The organism is Aeromonas sp. R10-2, assembly GCF_040908445.1.
GTDB classification, from domain to species: Bacteria; Pseudomonadota; Gammaproteobacteria; order Enterobacterales; family Aeromonadaceae; genus Aeromonas; species Aeromonas veronii.
The window spans coordinates 15668-31909 of sequence record NZ_JBFODS010000043.1 but is presented as its reverse complement, the minus strand read 5'-3'; the positions used below and the strand labels follow the sequence as shown (position 1 = coordinate 31909).

General features: G+C 60.0%; 13 protein-coding genes. 8 read left to right on the top strand and 5 right to left on the bottom strand.

The genetic code is table 11. The annotated features are described in order from the left end of the window. Window positions 1-11: 11 nt before the first annotated feature. Both AB5Y97_RS10635 and AB5Y97_RS10630 read left to right on the top strand, forming a co-directional pair. Entirely contained in the window at window positions 12-1445 is a 1434-nt protein-coding gene (locus AB5Y97_RS10635; RefSeq protein ID WP_201946331.1) for a glyceraldehyde-3-phosphate dehydrogenase, read from the top strand. 70 nt (window positions 1446-1515) lie between these two features. Continuing rightward, window positions 1516-1809: a YeaC family protein gene (locus tag AB5Y97_RS10630; protein ID WP_005335194.1), complete on the top strand. Its 294-nt coding sequence runs from the start codon at window positions 1516-1518 to the stop codon at window positions 1807-1809. Window positions 1810-2044: 235 nt separating this feature from the next. On the opposite strand, the gene ansA is transcribed toward AB5Y97_RS10630, so the two are convergent. Beyond that, window positions 2045-3052, bottom strand: coding sequence for an asparaginase (gene ansA, locus AB5Y97_RS10625; protein ID WP_042054747.1), 1008 nt, complete (start codon window positions 3050-3052; stop codon window positions 2045-2047). 446 nt (window positions 3053-3498) lie between these two features. Between ansA and gltS the strand changes: the two genes are divergently transcribed. Beyond that, window positions 3499-4698 carry a sodium/glutamate symporter gene (gltS, locus tag AB5Y97_RS10620; protein WP_005348115.1) on the top strand — a complete coding sequence of 400 codons (1200 nt, stop codon included), beginning with the start codon at window positions 3499-3501 and terminating at the stop codon, window positions 4696-4698. A 231-nt stretch (window positions 4699-4929) separates the two neighbouring features. Here gltS and AB5Y97_RS10615 read toward each other — a convergent pair whose 3' ends face one another. Further along, entirely contained in the window at window positions 4930-6801 is a 1872-nt protein-coding gene (locus tag AB5Y97_RS10615; protein WP_201946356.1) for a methyl-accepting chemotaxis protein, read from the bottom strand. Window positions 6802-7057: 256 nt separating this feature from the next. On the opposite strand from AB5Y97_RS10615, the gene prfB reads away from it, so the two are divergent. From prfB to AB5Y97_RS10590, 5 genes are all read left to right on the top strand, one after another. After that, window positions 7058-8156 (top strand): peptide chain release factor 2 gene (gene prfB / locus AB5Y97_RS10610; RefSeq protein ID WP_100645262.1). Its coding sequence is split into 2 segments (ribosomal slippage): window positions 7058-7132 and window positions 7134-8156, totalling 1098 coding nucleotides; the frame shifts between segments, so codons are not numbered across the junction. Between the two features lie 16 nt (window positions 8157-8172). Next, window positions 8173-9708 carry a lysine--tRNA ligase gene (gene lysS, locus AB5Y97_RS10605; protein WP_127005945.1) on the top strand — a complete coding sequence of 512 codons (1536 nt, stop codon included), beginning with the start codon at window positions 8173-8175 and terminating at the stop codon, window positions 9706-9708. Window positions 9709-9934: 226 nt separating this feature from the next. After that, entirely contained in the window at window positions 9935-11725 is a 1791-nt protein-coding gene (locus AB5Y97_RS10600; RefSeq protein WP_201946333.1) for an assimilatory sulfite reductase (NADPH) flavoprotein subunit, read from the top strand. Next, window positions 11725-13449: an assimilatory sulfite reductase (NADPH) hemoprotein subunit gene (cysI, locus tag AB5Y97_RS10595; RefSeq protein WP_201946338.1), complete on the top strand. Its 1725-nt coding sequence runs from the start codon at window positions 11725-11727 to the stop codon at window positions 13447-13449. Before AB5Y97_RS10600 ends, cysI begins: the two co-directional genes overlap by 1 nt. After that, the gene (locus tag AB5Y97_RS10590) at window positions 13439-14233 is read left to right on the top strand and encodes a phosphoadenylyl-sulfate reductase (protein ID WP_201946340.1); all 795 of its coding nucleotides are present in this window, start codon (window positions 13439-13441) and stop codon (window positions 14231-14233) included. The genes cysI and AB5Y97_RS10590 overlap by 11 nt, the downstream gene beginning before the upstream one ends. A gap of 79 nt (window positions 14234-14312) precedes the next feature. Here AB5Y97_RS10590 and folA read toward each other — a convergent pair whose 3' ends face one another. The 3 genes from folA to AB5Y97_RS10575 are packed head-to-tail and all read right to left on the bottom strand — an operon-like array spanning window position 14313 to window position 16084. After that, window positions 14313-14804, bottom strand: a complete 492-nt coding sequence (gene folA, locus AB5Y97_RS10585) for a type 3 dihydrofolate reductase (protein ID WP_201946341.1) — start codon at window positions 14802-14804, stop codon at window positions 14313-14315. An 18-nt stretch (window positions 14805-14822) separates the two neighbouring features. Beyond that, the gene (locus tag AB5Y97_RS10580) at window positions 14823-15290 is read right to left on the bottom strand and encodes a threonine/serine exporter family protein (protein ID WP_026035076.1); all 468 of its coding nucleotides are present in this window, start codon (window positions 15288-15290) and stop codon (window positions 14823-14825) included. Continuing rightward, a complete protein-coding gene (locus AB5Y97_RS10575; RefSeq protein ID WP_005348133.1) occupies window positions 15287-16084 on the bottom strand; it encodes a threonine/serine exporter family protein in 798 nt (265 codons plus the stop codon). The genes AB5Y97_RS10580 and AB5Y97_RS10575 overlap by 4 nt, the downstream gene beginning before the upstream one ends. Between the last annotated feature and the right edge of the window lie 158 nt (window positions 16085-16242).

Sequence of the window (16242 nt, the reverse complement as noted above, 5' to 3'; positions counted from 1 at the left end):
GGATCTGGTCAATGACCCACGAGCACTACTTGCAAGCGTGGCAGGAGAGCCAGGAGCTCGCCGAAGCCATGCAGCCCTTGATTGGTCGCCTCTACCGACAACAAGGAGTCGAGATCACCCTCTACGGCCGCCCGCTGCAAAACGCCTCCACCATCGATATCCTCAAGGCCCACCGGGTCGTCCGCCGCCACCAGGGCGCCCCCCTCCCCATCCAGCAAAGCTTCCCTCTGCTTCAGGCCATCGTTGCCCTCAAACCCACCGCCGCCGAGGTTGACCTTGGCAAGCTGGCAGTCGGCTACTGGCAGGATCATCAGGATGAAGCGGGGATCGAGGACTATCTGCAAGCGCGACTGGCACCGGCCCTTGGCCGCAGCCAGATGCCGCAGCCGACCGACGTGGTGCTCTACGGCTTTGGCCGCATCGGCCGCCTGCTGGCCCGCCTGCTGATCGAGCGCACCGGCGCTGCCAATCCGCTGCGTCTGCGCGCCATCGTGGTACGCGGTGGTCGCGACGGAGATCTGGAAAAACGCGCCAGCCTGCTGCGCCGCGACTCGGTGCATGGCCCCTTCAACGGCTCCATCGAGGTGGATGTGGAGCGCAGCGCCATCATCGCCAACGGCACCTTCATTCAGGTGATCTACGCCAATAGCCCGGCCGACATCGACTACACCGCCTACGGCATTCACGATGCGCTGATCGTCGACAACACCGGGGTATGGCGTGACGAGGCAGGCCTCTCCGAGCACCTGAAAGCGCGCGGTGCCGGCAAGGTGTTGCTGACTGCCCCCGGCAAAGGGGAAATGAAGAACGTGGTGTTCGGGGTCAACCATGAGGTGATAGGCCCGGATGACAGGATCATCTCCGCCGCCTCCTGTACCACCAACGCCATCACCCCGGTGCTCAAGGTGATGCAGGAGCGATACGGCATCCGCCACGGCCACGTGGAGACGGTCCACTCCTACACCAACGATCAGAACCTCATCGACAACTATCACAAGGGGGAGCGCCGCGGTCGCAGTGCCGCCCTCAATATGGTGATGACCAGCACCGGCGCCGCCAAGGCGGTGGCCAAGGCGCTGCCCGAACTCAAGGGCAAGCTGACCGGCAACGCCATCCGGGTGCCGACCCCCAACGTCTCGCTGGCGATTATCAATCTGTCGCTGGAGCAGGCCACCGATCGGGAGAGCCTCAACGCCTATCTGCAACAGATGGCGCTAAGCTCGGCCCTCCATCGCCAGATCGACTTCAGCGCCAGCACCGAGCTGGTCTCCTCCGACATGGTGGGTTCCCGTTATGCGGGCATCGTCGACTCCCATGCGACCATCGCCGAAGGAGATCACTGTGTGCTCTACGTATGGTATGACAACGAGTTCGGGTACAGTTGTCAGGTAGTGCGGGTGATGGAGCAGATGGCTGGCGTAGTCCGCCAGGATCTGCCGGCATAGACCGATAGGGTCTACCTGCATGACCCGTCAGATCCCGCTGTTTATGGCTCATAGTTCAAGGAGAGGCCGGATGTCGTTTCAACAGGGTGAGTTTTTACAAGCTATCAGGCAGATGCCCGAAGAGGTGTATGAGCGGCTCAAAACCGCTGTCGAGCTGGGCAAGTGGCCCGATGGCAAGCCCCTCACCGACGAGCAGAAGGCCACCTCCCTGCAAGCCGTGATGGCCTGGCAGGCGATGCATCTCGATAATCCCGAGCATATGAACATCGGTCGTGACGGCGAGATTGTGATGAAGAGCAAGAGCGAGCTCAAGCGTCAGTATCGCGACGAGGAAGAGATAGTCCGGGTCGACCTTAACCATTGAACCTGACCCGGCAGGCCGCTCACAGCGGCCACAACAGAGAGGGGAGCCATGATGGCTCCCCTCTTTTTCCACTCTCCCCATGGTGGGGAGGTCAGAAGCTGTTCACGATCTGTAGCGAGAAGACGTCAGCAAGGTGAAGCGCAGCGCAGGAACCGGAGCGTATAGATATACGTGAGGATTCCGAGCAGCACATGAGCCTTGATCACGGCTTCGCAGTAAGGTCGCGGACAGTTTCTCAGGGAGTCAGCTCCCCGCGCAGGGACTGCTGCATCAGCTCGCGAATGCGGTGGGATGGCAAGTCTTGGCTCAACAGGAAGTGCAGCTTGGTGAGCGCCGCTTCGGCGGTCATGTCAAAGCCCGAGATCACCCCGGCCCGCGACAGGGCGTTGCCGGTGGCATAACCCCCCATGTTGACCTTGCCGTGCAGGCACTGGCTCAGGTTGACGATGATGACGCCGCGGGCAGAGGCCTCGGAGAGCAGCGCCAGCATGGCCGGGTTCTGCGGCGCATTGCCAACCCCGAACGACAGCAGGATCAGCGCCTTCACCGGCTGTTGCAGGATGTTGGCGATCACCTCGCTGGAGATCCCCGGATAGAGGGTCACCACGCCGATGGGCTGGGGGGTGATGTCGTGCAGCACCAGCGGCCGCGCGGAGGGCACACCCAGCTCACCCGCTTCCAGCGAGATGGCGATCCCGGCATTTAGCAGCGGTGGATAGTTGGGGGAGTCGAAGGCGTGGAAGCCGTCGGCGTGCACCTTCTTGCTGCGGTTGCCGCGATAGAGCTGGTTGTTGAAGAACAGCGTCACCTCGTGGATCGGGTAGTTGGCCGCGATATAGAGGGCGTTGAGCAGGTTCTGCTGACCGTCGGAGCGCAGCTCGGCCAGCGGGATCTGGGAGCCGGTGATGATGACCGGCTTGTGCAGATCTTCCAGCATGAAAGAGAGCGCCGAGGCGGTGAACGACATGGTGTCGGTACCATGCAGGATCACGAAGCCATCGTATTTCTCGTAGTTGTCGCGAATATCCTCGGCGATGCGCTGCCAGTCCGCCGGGGTCATGTCGGAGGAGTCGATGAGAGGGGCATATTCGTGGATATGGTAATCCGGCATCTCGGGGCGATGGAACTCGGGCATCCGCGCCAGACAGTCTTCCATAAAGCCCGCCATCGGCACGTAGCCGTGATCGGAACGCTGCATCCCTATGGTGCCGCCTGTGTAGGCAATGTAGATAGACTTCTTCACACCCTCTCCTCTTGATGAAGTGAACACCGCCAAAACATGAACCATGTCGGGGTGAACCACAATGTCAACGCCCGCCAGCGCCTCTGCGTGCAGCGGAAACCGGCGAATTATAGAGACTGGCGCCCCAAATGACAGCCGTTCCATGCACCCTTTTCGGCTTTTCTGCCCTCTACCCACATAGTGTTAAATGTCACAATAAACCACTAAAACGAGCATTAATACGACAAAGATGGAATTAAACGATGCTTTTTGCTACAATCCGCCGGATTTTACTAAAATCTCATCTGGATGCCTGAGCATTTCAGGCCCGCACAAGCCCCATCTTTCCTGGGGCGGGGAGATGTTTCCCCTTCTTTGCTGGCACATAAGCCACACTGTTTTCATCCCGGCTGAATCTGTAAGTCTTTTGCTATGAAAGACACAGCCAATCAACATGGGAGTACTGAATGTTACAACTTGATTCCTACGCAACGCTGGTCGCTGCCACTCTGGTATTGCTGCTTGGCCGGGTGTTGGTTACCCGAGTCGGGCTGCTGCGTACCTTCAACATCCCCAAACCGGTAGCCGGCGGCCTGGTGGTCGCGCTGGTACTGCTGCTGTTGCGCTCCACCCTGCAGATGGAGCTGCAATTTGATACCAGCCTGCAAACCCCGCTGATGCTGGCCTTCTTCGCCTCCATCGGTCTCTCCGCCGATCTCGCCAGCCTGAAACGCGGCGGCAAGGCGGTGGTTACCTTCCTGATGGTGGTCACCGGCCTGCTGCTGGTGCAGAACAGTCTGGGTGTCGGTCTGGCGACCCTGCTCGGTCTGGATCCCCACATGGGGCTGCTGGCCGGCTCCATCACTCTCTCCGGCGGCCACGGCACCGGTGCTGCCTGGAGTGCCACCTTCTCCGAGAAATACGGCGTGCAATCCGCCGCCGAACTCGCCATCGCCTGTGCCACCTTCGGTCTGGTGCTGGGCGGCCTGATCGGTGGTCCCGTCGCTCGCTATCTGGTGAAGAAAGTGCAGGTGCCCGGTGAGGAGCACAATCAGGATGAGGCCCCCCAGGGCTTCGAAATGCCCGATATGGAGCGCCCCCTCACCACTTTCAGCGTCATCGAGACGCTGGCGCTGATCGCCATCAGCCTCAAGGGAGGCGAGCTGCTCTCTGCTTCCCTCAAAGGGGGCGCCTTCGAGCTGCCGATCTTTGTCTGCGTGCTGTTTGTCGGCGTGCTGCTGCGCAACGTCCTGACCCTGCTGAACTGGCATGAGGTGAGCGATCGAGAAGTCTCCCTGCTGGGCAACGTCAGCCTGTCGCTGTTCCTCGCCATGGCACTGATGAGCCTGAAACTGTGGGATCTGGCCAGCCTGGCGCTGCCCATCTTCATTCTGCTGGCCGCCCAGACAGTGGCGATGGCGCTCTACGCCATCTTCGTCACCTTCCGGGTCATGGGCAAAAATTACGATGCGGCTGTGCTGGCGGCAGGTCACTGCGGCTTTGGCCTGGGGGCCACCCCGACAGCCATCGCCAACATGCAGGCCATCACCCAGCGCTTCGGTCCCTCCCACCTGGCGTTTCTGGTGGTGCCCATGGTGGGCGCCTTCTTTATCGACATCATCAACGCCATGGTGATCAAGCTGTTTATGGCGATGCCATTCCTGTAATTCCCTTTCCGTCAGACGTATATGATCAGAGCCCACCTTTCGGTGGGCTCTTTGTTTGTTATCGACTCGCCAGGTGACGCAGGCAGAGCCGGGGCTCGTATCCGCCACCAGGGTGACCCGCGAGCAACCCGGAATCCCTATATCCCGCACTTCCCCGAACAACAAAAAGCCCCGCACTCGACAGAGGGCGGGGCTTTTTTATCTCAGCCGGAACAGGCCGAGAGTTGCACCTTACAGGATAAAGGTCGACACCTGCTGGTTAAGGTCAGCTGCCCGTCCCTTGAGACTCTGGGCCTGATCCAGATCGCGCATGGCGGCGGCGGTGATCTCGTCACTCACATCCTTGATGGCGGTGGTGTTCTGGGTGATCTCGCCGGTCACCTGGGTCTGCTCCTCAGCGGCAGTGGCGATCTGGCCCGCCATGTCGGAGATGAGGGAGATGGCACTGGTGATCTCTTCCAGTGCGCGCACCGCCTGATCCGCATCCTGCACGCTGTTGTCCGCCAGCCCCTGACTGGTCTGCATCAGGCTCACCGCGCGGGCGGTGGTCTGTTGCAGGGTCTCGATGGTGGACTGGATCTGCTGGGTGGAGTCCTGAGTACGGCGAGACAGTACCCGCACCTCGTCAGCCACCACCGCAAAACCACGACCCTGCTCACCGGCGCGGGCCGCTTCAATGGCCGCGTTCAACGCCAGCAGGTTGGTCTGCTCGGCAATCCCCTGAATGGTGGAGAGGATGCTGGTGATGGCCTGCGCGTGACGGCTCAGCTCGCCGATCACCTCGGTCGCCTGCCCCACCTCTTCAGCCAGACCATTGATGGACTGGCGGGTCTTGTTCACCAGCATCTTGCCCTGCTCACTGCTCTGGGCAGATTGCTGGGCAGCGGCGGCGGTGTTCTCGGCGTTGCCGGCGATCTCCATGGTGGCGCTCGCCATCTCGGTGACCGCAGTGGCGACCATGGTCACCTCCTGCTGCTGACGCTGCAGCTCGTCCACCGCGGCCTGGTTGGTCACCAGACTGCGCTCGGCATCGGCGTTCAGCTCGTTGGCCAGCTGGCGGATATTACCGATCAGCTGGTGCTGGCTGCCGACGAAGCGGTTGAAGCTGTTCGCCAGCTGACCCACTTCATCGTTGGCATCGATCTTGATGCGCTGGGTCAGATCGCCGTTACCATCGGCAATGCGTGCCAGTGCCTGGGAGACCTTGCTGAGCGGGCCCAGCAGCATGCTGACCAGCCAGGAGATAGCGAGGATACTGCCCACCAGCACCAGCAGCGCCATGCCCAGCTGGGTCATCAGCAGGGAGGAGAGCGGCGCTTCCAGCGCGGCCTTGTCCAGCACCAACACGAGTTCCCAGTCGGTGTCGGGGATATCGACCGCCCACAGCAGCTTGTCACGTCCTTCGTTGTCGAAGTAGGCCGCCACCAGACCGTTGCTGGCCTTGCTCTGCTCGATCAGCGCATTGGTCAGATCGTTGTCGATCTCGGTGGCCGGTTTCATCGCCTTGGCGGCATCCTTGTAGGCGATGATGGTGCCGTCTTTGTGCATCATGATGGCAAAACCATCGGCCGGCAGCTTCATCTTGGTGACGTCCTCCACCAGCGAGGCGATGGAGAGGTCACCACCGACTACCCCGCCAGAAACCGGCTGGGCCAGGGTCACCACCATGATGTTGTAAGCCACGTCGAGATAGGGCTTGGTGACAATCAGGCCGCCCTTGCCCATTGCTTCCTGATACCAGCCACGGGAGCGCGGGTCGTAGCCATCGCGGTTGATGGAGGGATCGGAGTCATTCATCTTGCCGCTGCTCTCACCGAAATAGGTGAGCTGGAAACGGCCGGAAACTTGTGCCTGTTGCAAGGCATTGAGGGGGTCGACACCGGCCTTGTTGCCAAGCGCCTGAATGACGTCGCGACGGGCGGCGAGCCAGTCGCTGACACGCTCGGCCTGCTGGGTGCCCAACCGCTGCAACTGCTCCTGGCTGCCTTGCAGCAACAGACTCTTCTGGCTGCTATAGCTCTGCCAGGAGAGCAACGAGATCACCAGCGAAAGGGCGATCACCACTGACAACAGTATCTTCTGCTTGAGTGACAGGTTTTTCATCATGTGTTCTTCTTATTGAGGTGAGGAGCGGGTTTTTCCCTAAATTGCACAACACTACACGTAGTCATTAGCGACCCGAATGGCCAAAACTGAACCTGAAAATGGGTCGGCGGGCGATATTTTCTACCGAGGTGGAGAAAAGTGCACCAGAAATTGACGGCATGAGCCGCACAAGCCAAGGCAACCCTGTTTATTCCTTCCACAATTGGCTAGAATATCCCGTTTTTAAATCACATCGACCCTGAGAGTTTTCACGATGTTCGAAGTTAATCCCGTATTAAATAAACTTAAGGAGCTGTCTGAGCGGACCGAGCTTCTTAGGGGGTACCTTTGACTATGACGCCAAGAAAGAGCGTCTAGAAGAGGTCAACGCCGAGCTGGAACAGCCGGACGTATGGAATGAACCCGAGCGCGCACAGGCGCTGGGCAAAGAGCGCGTCGCGCTGGAAAACGTGGTCGGCACCATCGACACCCTGACCCAGGGCGTGGATGACGTCGAGATGCTGGTGAGCCTGGCCGTGGAAGGAGAAGACGAAGAGACCTTCAACGAAGCTATCGCCGAATCCGAGCAACTGGAAGCCAAGCTGGTGGACCTCGAGTTCCGCCGCATGTTCTCCGGCCAGCACGACGGCTCCGACTGCTATATCGATATTCAATCCGGCTCCGGTGGTACCGAAGCGCAGGATTGGGCCAACATGGTGCTGCGCATGTACCTGCGCTGGGGCGATGCCCACGGCTACAAGCCCGAGCTGATTGAATGCTCCGAAGGCGACGTGGCTGGTATCAAATCCGCCACCATCAAGTTCACCGGCGAATATGCATTCGGCTGGCTGCGTACCGAAACCGGCGTACACCGTCTGGTTCGCAAGTCTCCGTTCGATTCCGGTGGCCGCCGTCACACCTCCTTCTGTTCTGTGTTCGTCTACCCCGAGATCGACGACGATATCGATATCGAGATCAACCCGGCGGATCTGCGGATCGACGTCTACCGTGCCTCCGGTGCCGGTGGTCAGCACGTTAACCGAACCGAATCCGCGGTACGTATTACCCACGTTCCGACCGGTGTCGTGGTACAGTGCCAGAACGACCGTTCCCAGCACAAAAACAAAGACCAGTGTATGAAGCAGCTGAAAGCCAAGCTCTACGAGCTGGAAATTCAGAAGCAGAACGCTGAGAAACAAGCCCTGGAAGAGACCAAGTCTGATATCGGTTGGGGCAGCCAGATCCGTTCCTATGTGCTGGATGACTCCCGTATCAAGGATCTGCGCACCGGCGTCGAAACCCGTAATACCCAATCGGTGCTCGACGGTGACTTGGACAAGTTTATCGAAGCCAGCCTGAAATCAGGTCTGTAAACAAGCAGGAATCACCATGTCTGAACAAACCATCACTCCGGAAGTCGACCAAACTCTCGAACTCAACAACGAGATGACCGAGCGTCGTTCCAAGCTGGCCGCCCTGCGCGCCCAGGGTAATCCTTTCCCCAACGACTTCCGTCGCGACAGCCTCTCTGGCGATCTGCACGCAGAGTTCGACGACAAAAGCGCCGAGGAGCTGACGAGCCTGGGTAAACGGGTGAAGATTGCCGGTCGCATCATGACCCGCCGGATCATGGGCAAGGCTTCTTTCGCCACCCTGCAGGACATGGCCGGCAAGATCCAGGTCTACGTCACCCGTGACGACCTGCCGGAAGGTTTCTACAACGAGCAGTTCAAGAAGTGGGATCTGGGCGACATCGTGGGTGTCGAAGGTACCCTGTTCAAGACCCAGACCGGTGAGCTCTCCGTTCACGTTTCCGATATCCGCCTGCTGACCAAGGCGCTGCGTCCGCTGCCCGAGAAGCACAAAGGCCTGACCGACCAGGAAGCTCGCTGCCGCCAGCGCTACCTGGATCTGATCGCCAACGAAGAGTCCCGCAAGACCTTCATGATCCGCACCCAGGTGGTTGCCGGTATCCGTAAATTCTTCAATGAAAAGCGCTTCATGGAAGTGGAAACCCCGATGATGCAAGTCATCCCGGGTGGTGCCTCCGCGCGTCCGTTCGTCACTCACCACAATGCGCTGGACATCGATATGTACCTGCGTATCGCTCCGGAGCTCTACCTGAAGCGTCTGGTGGTCGGTGGTTTCGAGCGTGTCTACGAGATCAACCGCAACTTCCGTAACGAAGGTATCTCGGTTCGTCACAACCCCGAGTTCACCATGATCGAGTTCTACATGGCCTACGCCGACTACATCGATCTGATGGACCTGACCGAAGAGCTGCTGCGTACCCTGGCGCAGGACATTCTGGGCGACACCAAGATCCGTTACGCCAAAGAGGGCGAAGAGGGTCTGACCATCGATTTCGGTCAGCCGTTCCAGCGCCTCACCATGGTCGAGTCCATCCTGAAGTTCAACCCGGATGTAACCCTGGACGATCTGGCTACCCTCGAGAGCGCCAAGGCCGTTGCCAAGCGTCTGCACATCGATCTGATGAAGGGATGGGAACTGGGCCACGTGATCACCGCGATCTTCGAAGAGACCGTGGAGCACATGCTGCTGCAACCGACCTTCATCACCGAGTACCCGGCTGCCGTTTCTCCGCTGGCCCGCCGCAACGACGTGAACCCGGACGTAACCGACCGCTTCGAGTTCTTCATCGGTGGCCGCGAGCTGGCCAACGGCTTCTCCGAGCTGAACGATGCAGAAGATCAGGCCAAGCGCTTCCAGGATCAGGTTGATCAGAAAGAAGCAGGCGACGACGAAGCCATGTTCTACGACGCCGACTTCGTCACCGCACTGGAACACGGCCTGCCGCCGACTGCCGGTCAGGGTATCGGTATCGACCGTCTGGTCATGCTGTTCACCAACAGCCACACCATCCGTGACGTCATTCTGTTCCCGGCCTTACGTCCACAAAAGTAAGATCCGCAGAAGTAAGGCCCACAGAAGCCAGCTAAATCCCTTGGGTCAATCCCAAGCGTGATAGCCAATAAAAACGCCCCGCGACTGCGGGGCGTTTTTCTATCTCCTTTACCGCCAAATCACTTTATAAATTCAATAATGGAATAAAGAAGATATTTTTATTCTTTGTTGTTATCCAACACGCCCTTTAATCTGGCCAAAAATCAGACCATGGAAGACGCGTGTGATGCAATTGAAGGATTCCCCATTCAACCTCTCCCCCCTCTCTGACGAGCAGCAACGTCAGTTGGGTCAGGTACTCTCGACCCTCAATACCCAGCAACTGGCCTGGGTGAGCGGATATCTCTACGGCCTCTCCCAGACCGGTCAGCAGAGCGTTGCAACCAGCGCCGCCGTGGCTGCACCCAGCGGCAGCCTGACCATTCTCTACGCCTCCCAGACCGGCAACGCCAAAGGTGTCGCCACTGCCATCAAGGCGCAGGCCGAGGCCCGCGGTCTACCGGTCACCCTAGCGTCGATGGCCGACTACAAACCCAAGCAGCTCAAGAAAGAGAGCCACCTGCTGGTGGTAGTGAGCACTTACGGGGAGGGTGAACCGCCGGAGAGCGCCGTCGATCTGTTCGAGCAGCTTAAAAAAGGCAAACTTGGCAAGCTGGACGGGCTCAAGTTCGCGGTGCTGGGGCTGGGTGACAGCTCCTACGAATTTTTCTGCCAGACCGGCAAAGATTTTGACGACTTCCTCGCCAAAGCAGGGGCCGAGCGCATTTATGAACTCGCCAGCCTCGATGTGGATTATCAGGATGCCGCCAAGGCGTGGGGCGAACAGGCGCTCAATGCCATCACCGCGACCCTCTCTACCGGAGCGGCCAGCAGCAGCGTAGCCAGCGCGGTGCAGCAGGCGGTTGGCCACAGCCAGTACAGCAAGGAGAACCCCTTCCCTGCCCGCCTGTCGGTCAATCAGAAGATCACCGGCCGCGATTCCACCAAGGATATCCGCCATATCGAGATCAATCTGGCCGACTCCGGCCTCACCTATCAACCGGGTGATGCCCTCGGCGTCTGGTTCGACAACGATGCCGAACTGGTTACTGAAGTGCTGGCGCTAGCCGGTCTCTCCGGCGACGAGGCTACCGCCCACGGCAGACTGCGCGAAGTGCTCAGCCGCGAGCTGGAACTGACGCGCTTGCACGGCGGCTTTATCGCAGGACTTGCTGACATATCAGGCAACGCGGCGCTGAAAGATCTGGCCGGCGACAAGGTTCAGGTCAATGCGCTGGTCGCTTCAGCCCAGATTGTGGATGTACTGAAGCGCTTCCCGACCGCGCTCACTGCCGAGCAGCTGCTTGGCCTGCTGCGCCCGCTCACCCCGCGCCTCTACTCCATCGCATCAAGCCAGCGCGAAGTGGAAGAGGAGGTGCACCTGACCGTCGGTGTGGTGCGTTACCCGCAGGAAGATGGCACTGTGCGCTCTGGCGCCGCCTCCTCCTATATGGCGGATCGGCTGATTGAGGATGGCGAAGTACGGGTATTCGTCGAACACAACGACAACTTCCGCCTGCCGCAAAACCCCGACACCCCCGTCATCATGGTGGGCCCGGGCACCGGCATCGCCCCGTTCCGCGCCTTTATGCAGGAACGGGAAGCCCAGGGAGCCGAGGGCAAGAACTGGCTCTTCTTCGGCAACCCCCACTTTACCCAGGATTTCCTCTATCAGGTGGAGTGGCAGCGTTATGTGAAATCGGGGCTGCTGTCGAAGATCTCGCTAGCCTTCAGCCGGGATCAGGCCCACAAGATTTATGTGCAGGACCGCCTGCGCGAAGCGGGCCAGGAGATCTATCAGTGGCTGGAAGCAGGCGCTCACTTCTATGTGTGTGGTGACGCCAACAAGATGGCCAAGGATGTGCAGGAGGCCCTGCTGGAAGTGATTGCCGAACACGGCCACAAGAGCCGTGAGGAAGCAGAAGAGTATTTGAGCGAATTGCGTCGTGCCAAACGTTATCAAAGGGATGTCTATTGATGAGCAAACAACCTCTTTCTCACCCAAAAGCGGGACCGGTCGAAGGGCCGCTGGCCGACAACGAGCGCCTCAAGCGCGAGAGCAACTTCCTGCGCGGCACCATTGAGCAAGATCTGCAGGATCCGCTCACAGGCGGCTTCAACGGCGACAACTTCCAGCTGATCCGCTTTCACGGCATGTATCAGCAGGATGACCGCGACATCCGCCCGGAGCGCGCTGCCCAGAAGCTGGAGCCGCTGCACAACGTCATGCTGCGTGCCCGCCTGCCGGGTGGGATCATCACCCCGGCCCAGTGGCAGATCATCGACAAGTTCGCCGAAGAGCACAGCCTCTACGGCAGCATCCGCCTGACCACCCGTCAGACCTTCCAGTTCCACGGGGTATTGAAGCGCGACATCAAGCTGATGCACCAGACCCTCAACAGCACCGGCATCGATTCCATCGCCACCGCCGGCGATGTGAACCGCAACGTGCTCTGCACCAGCAACCCGGTGGAATCCGAGCTGCATCAGGAGGCCTACGAGTGGGCCAAGAAGATATCCGAACACCTGCTGCCCAAGACCCGAGCCTACGTGGAGATCTGGCTGGACGGTGAAAAACTGGGGCAGGATGAGGAGCCGATCCTGGGCTCCAACTACCTGCCGCGCAAATTCAAGACCACTGTGGTCATCCCGCCTCACAACGACGTAGATATCCACGCCAACGATCTCAACTTCGTGGCCATTGCCGAGAACGGCAAGCTGGTGGGCTTCAACGTGCTGGTGGGCGGCGGGCTCGCCATGACCCACGGCGACACCAGCACCTATCCGCGCAAGGCGAGCGACTTTGGCTTCATCCCACTCTCCCACGTGCTGGAGGTGGCGGCGGCCGTAGTCAGCACCCAGCGCGACTGGGGCAACCGGGTCAATCGCAAGAACGCCAAGACCAAGTACACCCTTGAACGCGTCGGCGTCGAAGCCTTCAAGGCCGAGGTGGAGAGCCGCGCCGGCATCCAGTTCGGGCCGGTTCGCCCCTATGAGTTCACCAGCCGTGGCGATCGCTTCGGTTGGGTCGAGGGGATCGACGGCAAGCATCACCTCACCCTGTTTATCGAGAATGGCCGCCTGCTGGACTTCCCGGGCAAGCCGCTCAAAACCGGCATGCTGGAGATCGCCAAGGTGCATCAGGGGGATTTTCGCCTGACCGCCAACCAGAACCTGATCATCGCCGGGGTACCTGCCAGCGAGAAAGCCCGCATCGAAGGGCTGGCGCGCCAATACGGCCTGCTGGATGACGGAGTAAGCGAGCAGCGCAAGCAGTCCATGGCTTGTGTGGCCCTGCCCACCTGCCCGCTGGCGATGGCTGAAGCGGAGCGCATGCTGCCGGCGTTTGTCACCGACATCGAGGGCTTGCTCACCAAACATGGGCTGGCGGATGACGCCATCATTTTCCGGGTCACCGGTTGCCCCAACGGCTGCGGCCGCGCCATGCTGGCGGAGGTGGGTCTGGTGGGCAAGGCGCCCGGCCGCTACAACCTCCATCTGGGGGGCAACCTGGAGGGCACCCGCATTCCGCGTCTCTATCAGGAGAACATCACCGAGCCGCAGATCCTGGCCGAACTGGACGCGCTGATCGGCCGCTGGGCCACCGAGCGAAATCAGGGTGAGTGCTTCGGCGACTTCGTGATCCGGGTTGGGGTAATTGCCCCCGTTATCGATTCTGCGAGGGACTTCTATGCCGCTTAATCTGCCGCTTAATGTCACTGAAGATGGCCGCCTTGACCTGCAGGCACTGCTGGCCCTCGGCCGTGAGGAGCAAGTCGAGGCGCTGGCGCCCCTCAACCGGGAGCTGGATACCATGAGTGCCCCCGAGCGGGTGCGCTGGGCCCTGGCCAATCTGCCGGGGGAGCATGTGCTCTCATCCAGCTTCGGCATTCAGGCGGCGCTGATGCTCCATCTGGTAAGCCGCGAGCGGGCCGACGTGCCGGTAGTGCTGACCGATACCGGTTATCTGTTCCCCGAAACCTACCGTTTCATCGACGAGCTGGCCGAGCGCCTCGCGCTCAACCTGAAGATCTACCGGGCCGAACTCAGCCCTGCCTGGCAGGAGGCTCGCTTCGGTCTCCTGTGGGAGCAGGGGGGGGAGGGGATCACCCGCTACAACCAGCTCAACAAGGTGGAGCCGATGGACCGCGCCCTGCGTGAGCTGGGGGCCCAGACCTGGTTCTCCGGCCTGCGCCGGGAGCAGTCCGGCAGCCGTGGCAAGCTGCCGGTGCTGGGCATCCAGCGCGGCCGCTTCAAGTTCCTGCCGGTGATCGACTGGAGCAACAAGGACGTCTTCTACTACTTCAAGGAGTTCGACCTCCCCTACCACCCGCTGTGGGAGCAGGGTTATCTCTCGGTGGGCGATGTCCACACCACCGCCAAGTGGGAGCCGGGTATGAGCGAGGAGCAGACCCGCTTCTTCGGCCTCAAGCGCGAGTGCGGTTTGCACGAGGAAAATGGCGAGAACGACGGCTCAGGCATCTAATCCCGTCTTGAAAACCCAACAAAACAACAAGGGCATCCGAAGATGCCCTTGTTGTTATTTGCCCATTAGCATTCGTCCGTCAGCGGCGCTGCCAGGTCTCGAAGCTATAGGGGTGCTGGTTCTTCTCATCGGCAGGGTGGCTCTCGCAATCAACGCGTTGCCACTGACCATCGTCAAAAGCAGGGAAGCGGGTATCCCCCTCCACCGCCAGATCGATGCGGGTCAGGTAGAGACAATCTGCGCTCGGCAACATCTCGGCATAGAGATGACCCCCACCGATCACCATCAACTCCTCCACCGAGCTGCCTGCCAACAGCGCCAGCGCCGCCTCGACGGAGTCCACAACCTCAATGCCCTCAGCCTGATAGTCGGGATTGCGGCTGATCACCAGATTGCGCCGTCCGGGCAGCGGTCGACCAATGGATTCGAAGGTTTTGCGCCCCATCAATACCGGTTTACCGAGGGTGACACGCTTGAAGTGAGCCAGATCGGCAGGCAGATGCCAGGGCATCTGGTTGTCCTTGCCGATCACCCTGTCGTGGGCCATGGCGACAATCATGGAAATCTTCATGGGGCCTCTCACCGTCTGTCAGATTATGGGGCGGTTACGGTACACGACCAGAGAGGGGATCGCCAAACCGAAACTGAGGGCACCGACGATAAAGAGCGCCTTGAGGCCGTTCTCCACCGCACTCTGGATCAACTCCATGGTCACGCCGTTGATGTTGAGCTCCACCACCGCAATCATGGTCTTGAAGGCATAACTCCCCGGGATCATCGGAATGATGGAGGCAACGCTAAACACCGGACGCGGCGCCAGCAGACGGCGCGACCAGTAGACGCAGACAAAGCCGACCGTGGTCGCCGCCGCCAGCGTCGCCCACTCGATGGGCATACCATAGTGGATCAGCAAGGTACGCAGGCTGTGAGCCAGCGCGCCGCCCATGGCGCAATACTTCAGCATCCGTGGTGGCACGTTGAACAGCATGGCAAACCCCACCGCCGGGATGGAGGACCAGAAGGCATCCTTGGCCAGTAGCCAGAGTAAGTCCATCATACTTTCCACCCCCAGATACCGGTGACCGACATGGCCAAAATGATACCTATGGCGGCGCTGATGGTCAGCAGAGTCGCGGTCCCCCAGCGGGCCAGCCCCATGTTGAAGTAGCCCTTCACCATGTCGGAGACCGCATTGATCAGCGGAAAGCCCGGCACCAGCAGCAGCACGCTGGCCGCCATGGCGAGATAAGGCTGGTCACCCCAGTTGAAGAAGGTGGCGCTGGAGGAGAGCAAAGTAGCGATAAAGCCGGTGGCGGCAAAGTTGATGAGCGGGCTATGGTGATGGCGGGCCATCAGCTGGCGCACCCGCATCGCCACGGCAGACGAGAAGCAAGTCACCAGGAAGATAGGCCAGTCACCACCAAACAACAGGCTGAAGGCGCCGCAAGAGAGCCCCACCATGGGGACCACCAGCCAGGGGTGATAGTGGAAGGGGACGATGGCCTCGAGGCGCTGGCGCACTTCACGGGCACCGATCAGCTCTTTCTCCGCCATGATGCAGATCCGCTGGATCTCGCACACCACCTGCATGTTGATGCCATGTTCACGCACCCGCCGGGTAGTAGTAACACAGCCCCCCTGATAGAGGCTGGTGAGCACGATGGCACTGGAAGAGATGGCCATCTCGACACTCTCCAGCCCCAGTGCCATCCCCAACCGCACCGTGGTCTGCTCGATGATCCGGCTCTCCGCCCCGAACTGGGCCAACATCTGACCCACCTTGACGATAATGCGGGTGATCTCTGTCTGTTGCTCCCGCGACAACACCCGTCTTGGTGTGATACTTCTCATAATCCCTTCGAGTCGTAGCAATAAAAATTTCGGCCATATTAGCCTAACTTTTACTGTTATTCATCCACCCCTATCACAACCTGACTAATAAGTTATTACAAGAAGGAGAAAAGAAATTACATCACAAATACATTACGACTAACATTAAAAACCATAAC

Bases quoted from the DNA above. Each gene is read 5' to 3' on its own strand.
- AB5Y97_RS10635 (WP_201946331.1), top strand. From the start codon at position 12: ATGACCCACGAGCACTACTTGCAAGCGTGGCAGGAGAGCCAGGAGCTC.
- AB5Y97_RS10630 (WP_005335194.1), top strand. From the start codon at position 1,516: ATGTCGTTTCAACAGGGTGAGTTTTTACAAGCTATCAGGCAGATGCCC.
- gltS (WP_005348115.1), top strand. From the start codon at position 3,499: ATGTTACAACTTGATTCCTACGCAACGCTGGTCGCTGCCACTCTGGTA.
- AB5Y97_RS10615 (WP_201946356.1), bottom strand. From the start codon at position 6,801: ATGAAAAACCTGTCACTCAAGCAGAAGATACTGTTGTCAGTGGTGATC.
- lysS (WP_127005945.1), top strand. From the start codon at position 8,173: ATGTCTGAACAAACCATCACTCCGGAAGTCGACCAAACTCTCGAACTC.
- AB5Y97_RS10600 (WP_201946333.1), top strand. From the start codon at position 9,935: ATGCAATTGAAGGATTCCCCATTCAACCTCTCCCCCCTCTCTGACGAG.
- cysI (WP_201946338.1), top strand. From the start codon at position 11,725: ATGAGCAAACAACCTCTTTCTCACCCAAAAGCGGGACCGGTCGAAGGG.
- AB5Y97_RS10590 (WP_201946340.1), top strand. From the start codon at position 13,439: ATGCCGCTTAATCTGCCGCTTAATGTCACTGAAGATGGCCGCCTTGAC.
- folA (WP_201946341.1), bottom strand. From the start codon at position 14,804: ATGAAGATTTCCATGATTGTCGCCATGGCCCACGACAGGGTGATCGGC.
- AB5Y97_RS10580 (WP_026035076.1), bottom strand. From the start codon at position 15,290: ATGATGGACTTACTCTGGCTACTGGCCAAGGATGCCTTCTGGTCCTCC.
- AB5Y97_RS10575 (WP_005348133.1), bottom strand. From the start codon at position 16,084: ATGAGAAGTATCACACCAAGACGGGTGTTGTCGCGGGAGCAACAGACA.